The organism is Francisella sp. XLW-1 (genome assembly GCF_008711455.1).
GTDB classification, from domain to species: Bacteria; Pseudomonadota; Gammaproteobacteria; order Francisellales; family Francisellaceae; genus Francisella; species Francisella salimarina.
The window spans coordinates 1-11,033 of sequence record NZ_VXKP01000011.1; the positions used below are offsets into that span (position 1 = coordinate 1).

Sequence of the window (11,033 nt, forward strand, 5' to 3'; positions counted from 1 at the left end):
TTAATATTTGTATGTAATTATCTAATAATGTGGAATGATTTAGTAGATATTAATGAAAATTAGTGCGAAAGAGTTAAAAACTAGACATTGATTTTAATGGCTTTGAAGGCTCACTGAGAATAGCTGTTATTTTATTGATAAATATGGAGTTCAATGGGAATTAGAACAAGGAAATGATATTTAAATATTTCCAGTATTTAAATATTTTTTTATTAAAGTTAAGAAAATATACATATTAGGTCTAACTTCTCTCTTTTCCTTCATATCAAAAAATCCTTGATCTAAAACTGCAAATTTAGGTCTAAAATCTTTGAATTTTTTAATATCAATACAAGCAATATTAGCAAGTTCATCAGATATATTTAAAGAAAGTTCAAAGGATCCACCACCACTTTTTATGCTAAGGTAATTTGATATTTCATCAGAATGATCATTTATGAATTTTTGAATTGAATCATATTCAGAAGCTAATGCTTCCATTTCTTTTTTCTCTTGCTCTTTCCTTAGATTTCCTTGCACTTGTTCAAAAGCTACTTCTTCTTGTAGTTGTTTATTTTCAAGGGTACCTAAAAAGAAAGATGCTGGTGATTTTTTGATAGAGTCTTTCTCTATCGCATCTTTAGTAACTTTGATAGCATTAGTAATGGTATTTAAACTATATTTATCTTCAATTTCCTTTATTTTATTACGTCCTATTCCCCAACCCTTAAAAATTTGTTCAAATGGAGATTTTATATTTGTAAAATCAAAATCTATCAGACTTTTGTCGGGTTCAGTACTATCTTTTTTATATGAGTCTTTATAATTAAAAGAAAATTTTATTTTTTTAAAAGATCTTCCTTCTTTTATCAAATCATATTTTAAATCAATTTCTGTATTATTATTTACTTCTTTTTTAATAACATCTAAAACTCTAACTCTAAACAGGTTTATTTCAGAATATTTACCTTTTAACCCCATCTTTTCTTTAAACTCATTAATATCTATTACTTCTTCTATTTTTTTAGAAGCGTCTTTCAATGTCTTAAAAAATATAAATGATAATATTGAATAGCTGTTGTTAAGACTCAAAATTGTTTTAAGATCAATCCTTACATATCGTATCATTAATAGTAGTATTTTTAATGAGGTCTCTGTAAATTTAATATCTACTCCGCCATTTACATTATGTTTAAAATATTCAAACCAAGAGACACCACCAATCCCCTTAGTATTTTTATCATATATCAAGTCATAAGCATTTATAATTGATCTATTATGCATTGAGCGAACTATTTTATTTGTTTCTCTTGCTAAATGGTTACTTTTAATATCTAAAATACTAATTAGTTCTGATCTAGATATAAACATTTCTTTAGGTATTTCTTTTATCCTTTTATTTACTTCTTGATCCAAATCTTCAACTTCAGATAAATCAGGCAAATATACTTTATGCTCATTGAGCTTCTTTATTATTAATAATGCTATTTTTATATCTGATGATGACCATGATTGAGTTTTAATATCTGTAAATAAACTTGTTAAATAAAAACTTTTTTCCATTATGCTCATTTGTTTCATTTATAGCATACCTCTAAATTTAACATATTAAATAACAAAAACAAACAAATAAATATAATTGTTCGTTTATTACACCAAATTGTTCGTTTATTACACCAAATTGTTCGTTTATTACACCAAATTGTTCGTTTATTACACCAAATTGTTCGTTTATTACACCAAATTGTTCGTTTTATTTGGATAAAACCTATATATATCAATACTTTTAGCTTTCTCTAATAATAAACAACTAATAGTTAAATAAAAAATAACAAACAAAGCATACATAAGATGCTTGTTTGTATGCTTTCTTTTTTGATTATATTTTATTTTGACACTTATGTAACCATTATTATTTTTAGAGTTTTATAAATCTATAAAATGTAGATCTAGATATTTTAAGAGTTGAGCAAATATTATCTATAGACATAGCATGATCTTTGTACATGTTTTTTGCCATTATTACTTTCGGATTATCTTTGCTTATTTTTTTACGACCGCCAAGCTTACCTCTAGCCCTAGCAGCCGATAAACCAGCCATAGTCCTTTCCTGTATAAGTTTGCGTTCAAATTGAGCTAGTGATGAGAAAATATTAAATATAAGCTCTCCTGAAGCTGTAGTAGTATCTATTGCTCCATCTGATATTGATTTGAAACTAATACCTCTCTTTCCTAAATTTTCAACTAGATTTATTAAATGAGATATTGAACGCCCTAACCTATCGAGTCGCCAAACTAATAATGTATCTCCAGTTTCTAAAATAGATAGGCAATTAGTTAATCCATCTCGCTTTGATTTGACTCCTGAAATAATATCGGAGAATATATTAGCCTCATCGCAACCATGACTTTTTAGTGAATCTATTTGAGAGTTTAGGTCTTGATCTTTAGTGCTTACTCTAGCATATCCTACTACCTTTGGCATAATTCCTATTTTCCATGAAAATTATGAGTTTTTAAAACTTTGATTTATGAGATGAGTAAATAGTACATTATTTGCTATAATTTAGCCATTATTTTAAAACTCTCAAAAAACGATCGTTTTTTGAGACAGCTGTAAACTGATATGTAGAAATAGAAAAATAAAGAATGAATATTTTTAATAATAGTAGTATACTACTATGTAGTACATAAGTGGCTTTATTGATAATGAAACTTTTAAAAACTAAAAAATTTGCACAAATTGCTAAGAAACTAAAACTAGAAGATGTGCAACTAAAAGATAGCTTGACTGAATTTATAAGCTTAGATGATAATGGTAAAAATAGATTTTCACTAGGTAGTCAACTATATAAGATAAGAGTTTCTTTTGAGGGTAAGGGAAAAAGTGGCTCTAGCAGAACAATAATTGTATTTAAAGAATCTTCTTTAACTATATGGTTACATGCATTTGCTAAAAATGATAAAGCCAATATTTCAGATAAAGAACTTATAGATTTAAAAAAATTATCAAAACTATTGGTTAATTTAACAGAAGATCAAATCATAGATCTAATAAATACTAATAAGTTAATGGAGATAGACAAATGAGTACATTGAGAGATAGCATAAATGACTTAGCAAATGATCTACATGAAGCTAATATTATAAATAAAAAAACTCTAAGAGATTTAACTAGTGATGATATTGGTCAAATAGAAGAAATGCATATTTATACAGCAGAGGAAATCCAAGAGCTAAGACTAAAGCAGAATGTCAGTCAAAGTATTTTTGCTAAATATCTTAATATTAGTCCTAAAATGGTTATGGCTTTAGAGGGAGGTCAAAAGAAAGCTCAAGGAGCTATATTAAGACTTCTTAACATTATTGATAAACATGGTTTAGAAGTCATATGACTTCAATCAGACTACCAAATAATTTCATAATAGCAATTGTGTTAATCTATGTTTTTGCATACATAATCATAAAATCATTTGATAAAAAAATCATTATTTCATATAATTTAATGAAAAATATTAAAATGATCATTTTAATATTTGAAGTTATGATGTATTATTAAAATACACAATTGAAAAGGAGCTATATATGGGACAAATAATTGTTGTTGGTAGTGAGAAAGGTGGGGTACAAAAAAGTGGTTTATCTCAATCTTTAGCAGTTTGGTTGTCAATGAAGCAAAATATGGATGTTTTGCTTGTAGATGCAGACCCACAAGCAACTACTTGGGATTGGTATCAAGTAAGGTCAGAAGATAAGTCATTAGAGAAAATAAGTTGCGTACAGATGTCAGGAAAAATAAATATAGAGCTGATTAATCAATCTAGTAGATATGATGTAGTAGTAGTTGATGTTGGCGGACATGATAGCAAACCACTTCGCTCAGCTATGGCAGTTGCCGATAAAATTTTAATACCTTTAAGACCTAAAAGAAGAGATTTAAAAACTTTACCGCATATGTCAGATTTAGTTGAACAAGCTCAATCTTTAAATAGTAAATTAGTAGCTAGAATAGTTTTTACTCAATGTCCTTCTCTACCATCTCAAGTTTATAGGATATCTGAAGCTAAAGAAGTATGTATTGATTTTGGCATTAGACCATTAGCAGGTATAACTATGATGAGAAACATATATGATGATTGCGATGAAGGTGGTAAAACAGTCTTTGAATCTGATGATCAAAAAGCTATAGAAGAAATAAATGAGATAGCTACTGAATTTATGGAGGCTAGATAATGAGTAAGTTTTCAGATATAAAAAAGAAAAAAATAGATAATTTTATTGATGAGTCAAATAATTATCAAAATAAAGCAATAGTTGATATTAAAGAGCCAACAGAAAGATTAAATGTTGAAATACCAAAATCTATGCATAAAGCTATCAAATTAAAATCTGTAGAAGAAGATAGAAAAATAAGAGATATCGTAATAGAAGCTATAAATGATCATTTGAATAAATAAATATTTTATTATATATGTTAATGATCATTATAATATTTGAGTATTTTATCATATTCAATCGCACATATCTAAAGTAAATTCTTCAATCTTATATTTAAATAGATAGTCATAGCCACCTTTCTTAATCCTAAAAAATGTTCTCTCAGTTATATTATGCTTTGAGATTATTTGCAAAACTTACGCTATAAGTCATAAAATTTAGTAAAATTACTCCAAACGACATATTTTTTAAAAAAATTGAAAGCAATAGAAATAAGTAGAATTGATTATTGTCAGTTTCTGACAGTAAGTCAAAAGAACTATAGTATTACTTACTATGCTGAGCATGCAAAGAAGTGTTCTCATGATGTTATTAACCGCTTTATATCTAAAGGTAAATATACTCCATCATTATTATGGGAGTATATATCACCAGATGTAATACCATCAGAAAATGCATATATAATATTTGATGATACTGTTTTAAATAAACGTAATACAAAGAAAATAGAAGTAGCTAGAACACAGTATAGCGGAGCAGCTGGAGGAGTAACTACAGGAATAGGAATAGTTAACTTAGTTTATTATAATCCAGATATTGAAAAATATTGGGTTATTGACTACAGAATATTTTCCCCTGATCATGATGGTCTTACAAAGATAGATCATTTATTAGAAATGCTTAATAGTATTGTATACAGTAAACAAATACCTTTTAAAACAGTGTTATTTGATACTTGGTACTCAACTCATAAAATAATGCAGTATGTTTTTTTATGTGTATTGCAATCACTTGAATCTAAGCGCCAAAAACCAACACAGAATGATCTGGCGAGATTAACTGACTCTGATGTAACAATGACTTCCCATGTACTGCGCACTTTGCAAAAACGCGGTTTGATTGAACGCAAGCATATTGATGGCGATGAACGAGCTAAGTACCCAAAACTTCTTCCTGCAGGCAAGCAATTAATCAAACGCGCGACAAAGATTATGGATAAATTTGAGCAAGAGTATTTTTTGCCTATTAATAATAATTTTGATGATTTCATGCAGTGCCTAAAAGATTTAACAGCTGGCTGAAAGGAGTATAAATGAAGATAATCTTTAAGCCTCTTGCTACTACAGATTTTGCAAATTTACTTAAATGGTTGCAAAAGCCCCATGTTAAGAGGTGGTGGGATACTGATGTCAATTACACGCCAGAGTTGATACAGGAAAAATACGGATCTTATGTGGATGGTTATAAAAATATTGGCTCTGAGCGCAAACCAATACATGCATTTATAATTTATTTTGACGATACCCCTATAGGTTATATCCAGTATTACAATGCGTATGATTTTTCAAGAGATGGATATCAATTAAATGATTTACCTAATTCACTAGCTGCAATAGACATGTTTATTGGTGATGAAAATTATCTTGGCAAAGGTATTGGATCCAAATCATTAGAATTATTTTTAGATAGTTATGCGTTTACAAAATTTGATTATGCCTTGGTTGATCCAGCATTAACTAACAAATTTGCTATAGAATCTTATTCTAAAGCTGGTTTCACGGTTGTCAGATCTTCTTCAAAAGAACAAATATTTTTAATGTTAAGAGATAAAAGCCTTAATAATGGATTGAAAAATATTATGTTCAATCAATTGGCTATGCGCGAACCACTATTTCACCACCCAGATAAATGTGGCTCAACTAAAGAAGCCCTACTTAACTTAACTAGTGAAGGGTTCTGGGAAGTAGGTGCATCGGGTAACGTTTATTCTAGAGACGATGTGATAACAACCTTATTAAAAAGGTATGATGATCCCAATTACATCGATATATGGGAAGCTAAAGATTTTGATGTGGTTAAAATTGCTCAGGATAATTATCTAATTACCTATATATTGATTCAGGATGAAGATAGAGTTACTAGGCGGTCTACCATTTGGCGAAAACAAGATGATAATTGGGTAATTATATACCACCAAGGCACAGTTGTTGGAGGTAAAGAATGAGCAGCCAATCAACCATTATTTATTTAACGGGAAAGCCAGGTGTTGGCAAGTATACTATAGTGCAAGCACTAGCAAAAAAATATGAGTTCATCATTTGTGATAATCAGCTCATTAATAACCCTATTTTTGAATTATTACAATATGATGGTTATACCAAAATACCTGATTTTGCATGGGACTCTATTGCTAAAATTAGAACAGAAGTTTTAAATTTCTTAACCAAAATACCTAATAAAAATTATGTTCTTACAAATTGTCTTGCTGAAACAAATGAAGACAGAGAAATGTATGAACAAGTCGAAAATATGGCGAAATCTAGAGGCTCAACATTTATACCTGTTAAATTTGAAATTACCAAAGATGAGCATTTAATTCGACTGACGAAACCTGAACGTAGAAAAAGATGGAAATCTATCGATCCACAGGATGCTGAAGATAATGGTCCACTGCTATCAATCCATCACCCTAATTTGCTCGCATTAGAAATTAGCTATCTAAGCCCAGACATAGTCGCTGATAAAATAATGGAGCATATAAATAAAGTGAATTTAGATATGAAAGCTGGGGGTAACGATGAGTAGTAATATTAAATTTAAAAAAGCAAACACTGCTCATAAAGAAATAATTTTCTCATGGTTAGCAGAGCCCCATGTACAGAAATTCTGGGATAATACTCAGGGGCACAAAGATGATATCTTAAATTTTATGGACGGTAGAAAAGAACCATCAAATTATTGCGATGGTAAATACATTTATTGGATTGCATTAGATTCTGGCAAGCCGTACGCAATGCTAATGACAATATGCGAGACAATCAAGGATGATATTTGTGAATTAAAGCTATCATATTTATCTAGAACAGGTCATACTTACAGCTTAGATTATATGATTGGTAGCATCGATCATATCGGCAAAGGGTATGGTGCTCAAACATTAATTGAATTTATCGATTTTTTCAGAGATTCATTTGATGAAAAGGCAGATACCTTTTTAATTGACCCTACAAGTGACAACCCTAGAGCCAAACGAGTATATGAAAAGGCAGGTTTTAAGCACGTTGCTGATTTCGTCATGGGCGGTGATTGCAGTGGCAGCGGTAAGCCGCATCATTTATTAATTAAGAAATTCTCACCTGCTGTGACCGTAGAACTTGCCAGTATTAGTGATTATTCAATGATCCAAAACATGGCCAGGTTTTACGTATATGACTTATCTAAAGAATGTGGGCATATTTCAGATGATTGGCGTTTGCCTGTAGATGGCCTATTTGAAAGCTTTGATTTTAAAAATTATTTTGAAGAAAGCACGCGTAAAGTATATCTGGTAAAGGTATATGATGACGTAGCTGGATTTATCTTGCTTAATCAAGCTGTAACTTGCAAAGATTCAGATTGGAATGTAGGAGAGTTTTTTATACTGGGTAGATACCAAAGACATGGAGTAGGCAAAATTGCTGCTGAAAAAATTTGGCAAATGCATCCTGGCAAGTGGGAAGTATCTGTAATACCTGAAAACACTTTAGCACTTAAGTTTTGGGAAAGCGCTATTAGCAAATTTACTGCTGATGTTTTTGAAAAAAAAACAAAATTAATTGATTTTGACAAAGATCAACCAAAGAGAATTATTTATACATTTGTTAGTAATGCTTCCAATAAGGTGCTGGTATGAACGATAGTCACTTAGAATTATTGTTAAGCCATTTTGGAATTGGAACAGCTGTTACTACGCCAAAAAAAATCTATGGTGGGCTTCTTCATAAGATGTATCATGTTGAAACTGACAAAGGGGCTTATGCTGTAAAAGAGTTATCAAAAGACATTGATTTATCAAACGAATCAATAGTAAAGAACTATGAGCTGACAGAGAATATTTCAGAAGTTTTTTTGAAAAAAGACATTAATGCTGTGCCAGCCATCAGTGCATCTAAAAAACACATGCTTATTACAGATGGCACTGGATATTTAATATATCCGTGGGTTAACGCTAAAGCTCTAGAAAGCGATAAGGTTAATCTTGATTATGCATGTAAGATAGCCAAAATAATTTACAAAATGCACGAGCTTAATATACATATTCCTGAATTATCTGATGCTGTTTTTGATTTTCATGAAGATGAAGCGATTCTAGAGTCAATAAACTTGGCAAAGATCAGATCTCCTGAAATCTTTAACATACTAGATAAAAATCTCAATGCTATTTTAAAAGCCAATAGAGAATACAATTCGTCCATTGATATTTTAAAGGGTAAAACTGTTGTTAGCCATGGTGACTTAGATCAAAAGAATGTCTTATGGGATAATGACGCAACGCCATATTTAATAGATTGGGAATCTGCAAGAAAATTAAATCCTATATATGAAATAATTAATGCTGCTTTAGATTGGTCTGGGATAATCAAAAACTTTGATGGGAATATATTCTTAGCGATGATAGCAACCTATAAAAATGATAAAGAGCTATTTGATCTTCAAAATTTAGAAGCAGCATTTAATGGTGTTTTAGGTAATTGGATAAATTGGCTTTTCTATAACATCAAAAGGTCATGCAATGACAAAGATTTAGAGCAACGAGCTTTAGGTATTGAGCAGGTCAATCAAACCATTCCAATTATATTAAATTTACAACTATTAGCTCCTGAATTAATTAACAAGGTCTTATCATGATTACGATTAAACTCGCAAAAAAACTAATAGCCACTCAATTTCCTGAATATGCAGACTTAACTGTAACCGAGGTTGAGCAACAAGGCCACGACAACAGAACTTATCGAATTGGTGATGATATGCTTATCCGCATGCCAACAGCCGAAAGCTATGCTCTTAAGGTACCTAAAGAACAAGAACTGTTGCCAAAGTTAGCAAAGCATTTAAGTGTCGCAATTCCTGCGCCTATAAAAATGGGAAAACCATCTGAGGATTATCCGTATCCATTTTCTATTTACAAATGGTTAGATGGTCGCAGTGCCAATCATATAACTCTTGATGAGCAATCACTAGAAAGCCTAGCTTTTGAGCTAGCAACTTTTTTGAAAGAACTGCAAGCTATTACTGATGTAGAAGGGCCAGGTCCTGGTCAGCATAATTGGTGGCGAGGCGATCATGTTAGTGTTTACGATTCTGGAGCCCGTGAACAAATTGCTAAATTAGCAGATATTATAGATAGCAATAGCGCTTTAGAGTTTTGGGAAAGAGCCTGTGCTACTAAATGGAACAAAGCACCCGTTTGGATCCATGGTGATTTTGCCGTTGGTAATATACTCATCAAAGATAATAAATTATCAGGTGTGATTGATTTTGGTGGTACTGCTATGGGAGATCCTGCTTGCGATCTTGTCATTGCTTGGACTTTCTTCAGCGGTAAAGCACGAGATGTTTTTGTATCTGAAATGGGGTTAGATGATGATACATGGCTTAGAGCACGTGCCTGGGTGCTGTGGAAAGCGACATTTGAACTTTGCAATATCACAGATAAAAGTAGTCCAGAGGCTTTGTTACAGAAAAATATTATTGATGAGGTAATAAATGAGTAAAAACAATTCAAAAAATTTGGCTAATAAAGGGCCCAACCCTAATACTAAAACACCACTTGATGGTTATGAAGATCTTGTGTTTTTAAAAAACATTATTTCATCTCCTAATATACATGTAGGAGATTATACTTACTATGATGATAGGCGATATGGCGCTAAGAATTTTGAAGAAAATAATGTATTGTATAATTATCAAACTGACAGGGTAAAACTTGTTTTTGGGAAGTTTTGTGCAATTGCTGCTGAAACTAAATTTATTATGACAGGTGATCATAAACTCGATGCTATTAGCACCTATCCTTTTCCAATTTTTAAAAATGGTTGGGAAAGTTTATATGATGTAAATCAATTACCTATTAAGGGTGACATTATCGTAAAAAATGATGTCTGGTTTGGGTACAATAGTATGGTGAGAAATGGCGTGACAATTGGGAATGGTGCGATCATTGGCGCAAACAGCTTTGTTGTAAAGGATGTACCTGATTACGCTATAGTTGCAGGCAATCCAGCCAAAATTGTTAAAATGCGTTTTGATGAAAAGAAAATTGCTCGCCTTTTGGAGATTGCTTGGTGGGATTGGGACATAGAAAAAATCAATGCTAAATTACCGGCTATTTGCAGTTTGGATATTGAAGCGTTAGGTGATGACTAGTTGATCCACGGCAAATACAGGAAAATTATCGTTAATGTTTAAGAGTGAAGGTGAATATCACAAGGTTATTTATGAGTCAAGGTAATAAATGAATAAAATAATTTTATTAAATGGTGCTGGTTCTAGCGGCAAGACCTCGATCGCAAGAAGCATACAGTATTTAAGCAATGAACAGTGGCTCACCTTTGGCGTTGATACATTTATCGAGATGACGCCATATCCATCACCTGGTAAAGATAGTGAATATTTTGATTTTGTACCTGGAGAGAATGAGCGTGGGCCTCTCATGTCAGTTAAATCAAAACCAACTGGAGATAAATTGTTTGGCGCAATGGCTGATTTTGCGCATATGCTTGGCTCTAGAGGCAACAATATTATCATAGATGAAGTTTTGTTTAATGATAATCAGCTAAAGTCCTATGTAGATAAAT

14 protein-coding genes are annotated in these 11,033 nt (G+C 31.3%); 12 read left to right on the forward strand and 2 right to left on the reverse strand.

All coding sequences use genetic code 11. The features are described from left to right. Positions 1 to 180 precede the first annotated feature (180 nt). Both F3D59_RS09595 and F3D59_RS09600 read right to left on the reverse strand, forming a co-directional pair. The gene (locus F3D59_RS09595; RefSeq protein WP_150464725.1) at positions 181 to 1,560 is read right to left on the reverse strand and encodes a replication initiation protein; all 1,380 of its coding nucleotides are present in this window, start codon (positions 1,558 to 1,560) and stop codon (positions 181 to 183) included. A gap of 337 nt (positions 1,561 to 1,897) precedes the next feature. Further along, the gene (locus F3D59_RS09600) at positions 1,898 to 2,464 is read right to left on the reverse strand and encodes a recombinase family protein (protein ID WP_150464726.1); all 567 of its coding nucleotides are present in this window, start codon (positions 2,462 to 2,464) and stop codon (positions 1,898 to 1,900) included. A gap of 224 nt (positions 2,465 to 2,688) precedes the next feature. On the opposite strand from F3D59_RS09600, the gene F3D59_RS09605 reads away from it, so the two are divergent. The 12 genes from F3D59_RS09605 to F3D59_RS09665 form a co-directional block, all read left to right on the forward strand. Continuing rightward, positions 2,689 to 3,069: a type II toxin-antitoxin system RelE/ParE family toxin gene (locus tag F3D59_RS09605; protein WP_150464727.1), complete on the forward strand. Its 381-nt coding sequence runs from the start codon at positions 2,689 to 2,691 to the stop codon at positions 3,067 to 3,069. Next, a complete protein-coding gene (locus tag F3D59_RS09610; RefSeq protein WP_071513706.1) occupies positions 3,066 to 3,374 on the forward strand; it encodes a helix-turn-helix domain-containing protein in 309 nt (102 codons plus the stop codon). The genes F3D59_RS09605 and F3D59_RS09610 overlap by 4 nt, the downstream gene beginning before the upstream one ends. A 190-nt stretch (positions 3,375 to 3,564) precedes the next feature. Beyond that, positions 3,565 to 4,212 carry an AAA family ATPase gene (locus F3D59_RS09615; RefSeq protein WP_150464728.1) on the forward strand — a complete coding sequence of 216 codons (648 nt, stop codon included), beginning with the start codon at positions 3,565 to 3,567 and terminating at the stop codon, positions 4,210 to 4,212. After that, entirely contained in the window at positions 4,212 to 4,436 is a 225-nt protein-coding gene (locus F3D59_RS09620) for a hypothetical protein (protein WP_150464729.1), read from the forward strand. The genes F3D59_RS09615 and F3D59_RS09620 overlap by 1 nt, the downstream gene beginning before the upstream one ends. A gap of 237 nt (positions 4,437 to 4,673) precedes the next feature. After that, entirely contained in the window at positions 4,674 to 5,498 is an 825-nt protein-coding gene (locus F3D59_RS09625; RefSeq protein ID WP_150464730.1) for a MarR family transcriptional regulator, read from the forward strand. A gap of 11 nt (positions 5,499 to 5,509) precedes the next feature. Next, on the forward strand, positions 5,510 to 6,421 hold the full coding sequence (locus F3D59_RS10135; RefSeq protein ID WP_224721190.1) for a GNAT family N-acetyltransferase: 912 nt from the start codon (positions 5,510 to 5,512) through the stop codon (positions 6,419 to 6,421). Beyond that, complete coding sequence (locus F3D59_RS09640) at positions 6,418 to 7,002, forward strand: hypothetical protein (RefSeq protein WP_150464731.1); 585 nt, start codon at positions 6,418 to 6,420, stop codon at positions 7,000 to 7,002. Before F3D59_RS10135 ends, F3D59_RS09640 begins: the two co-directional genes overlap by 4 nt. Next, positions 6,995 to 8,089, forward strand: a complete 1,095-nt coding sequence (locus F3D59_RS09645) for a GNAT family N-acetyltransferase (protein ID WP_150464732.1) — start codon at positions 6,995 to 6,997, stop codon at positions 8,087 to 8,089. Before F3D59_RS09640 ends, F3D59_RS09645 begins: the two co-directional genes overlap by 8 nt. Beyond that, positions 8,086 to 9,084 (forward strand): phosphotransferase, encoded by a 999-nt coding sequence (locus tag F3D59_RS09650; RefSeq protein ID WP_150464733.1) that lies wholly within the window; start codon positions 8,086 to 8,088, stop codon positions 9,082 to 9,084. Before F3D59_RS09645 ends, F3D59_RS09650 begins: the two co-directional genes overlap by 4 nt. Then, complete coding sequence (locus F3D59_RS09655; RefSeq protein ID WP_150464734.1) at positions 9,081 to 9,950, forward strand: aminoglycoside phosphotransferase family protein; 870 nt, start codon at positions 9,081 to 9,083, stop codon at positions 9,948 to 9,950. The genes F3D59_RS09650 and F3D59_RS09655 overlap by 4 nt, the downstream gene beginning before the upstream one ends. After that, the gene (locus F3D59_RS09660; protein WP_150464735.1) at positions 9,943 to 10,602 is read left to right on the forward strand and encodes a CatB-related O-acetyltransferase; all 660 of its coding nucleotides are present in this window, start codon (positions 9,943 to 9,945) and stop codon (positions 10,600 to 10,602) included. The genes F3D59_RS09655 and F3D59_RS09660 overlap by 8 nt, the downstream gene beginning before the upstream one ends. An 88-nt stretch (positions 10,603 to 10,690) precedes the next feature. Continuing rightward, positions 10,691 to 11,033 (forward strand): phosphotransferase-like protein (locus F3D59_RS09665; RefSeq protein ID WP_224721191.1); only part of this gene is annotated, 343 nt, incomplete at its 3' end.

Bases quoted from the DNA above. Each gene is read 5' to 3' on its own strand.
- F3D59_RS09595 (WP_150464725.1), bottom strand. From the start codon at position 1,560: ATGAAACAAATGAGCATAATGGAAAAAAGTTTTTATTTAACAAGTTTA.
- F3D59_RS09600 (WP_150464726.1), bottom strand. From the start codon at position 2,464: ATGCCAAAGGTAGTAGGATATGCTAGAGTAAGCACTAAAGATCAAGAC.
- F3D59_RS09605 (WP_150464727.1), top strand. From the start codon at position 2,689: ATGAAACTTTTAAAAACTAAAAAATTTGCACAAATTGCTAAGAAACTA.
- F3D59_RS09610 (WP_071513706.1), top strand. From the start codon at position 3,066: ATGAGTACATTGAGAGATAGCATAAATGACTTAGCAAATGATCTACAT.
- F3D59_RS09615 (WP_150464728.1), top strand. From the start codon at position 3,565: ATGGGACAAATAATTGTTGTTGGTAGTGAGAAAGGTGGGGTACAAAAA.
- F3D59_RS09620 (WP_150464729.1), top strand. From the start codon at position 4,212: ATGAGTAAGTTTTCAGATATAAAAAAGAAAAAAATAGATAATTTTATT.
- F3D59_RS10135 (WP_224721190.1), top strand. From the start codon at position 5,510: ATGAAGATAATCTTTAAGCCTCTTGCTACTACAGATTTTGCAAATTTA.
- F3D59_RS09640 (WP_150464731.1), top strand. From the start codon at position 6,418: ATGAGCAGCCAATCAACCATTATTTATTTAACGGGAAAGCCAGGTGTT.
- F3D59_RS09645 (WP_150464732.1), top strand. From the start codon at position 6,995: ATGAGTAGTAATATTAAATTTAAAAAAGCAAACACTGCTCATAAAGAA.
- F3D59_RS09650 (WP_150464733.1), top strand. From the start codon at position 8,086: ATGAACGATAGTCACTTAGAATTATTGTTAAGCCATTTTGGAATTGGA.
- F3D59_RS09655 (WP_150464734.1), top strand. From the start codon at position 9,081: ATGATTACGATTAAACTCGCAAAAAAACTAATAGCCACTCAATTTCCT.
- F3D59_RS09660 (WP_150464735.1), top strand. From the start codon at position 9,943: ATGAGTAAAAACAATTCAAAAAATTTGGCTAATAAAGGGCCCAACCCT.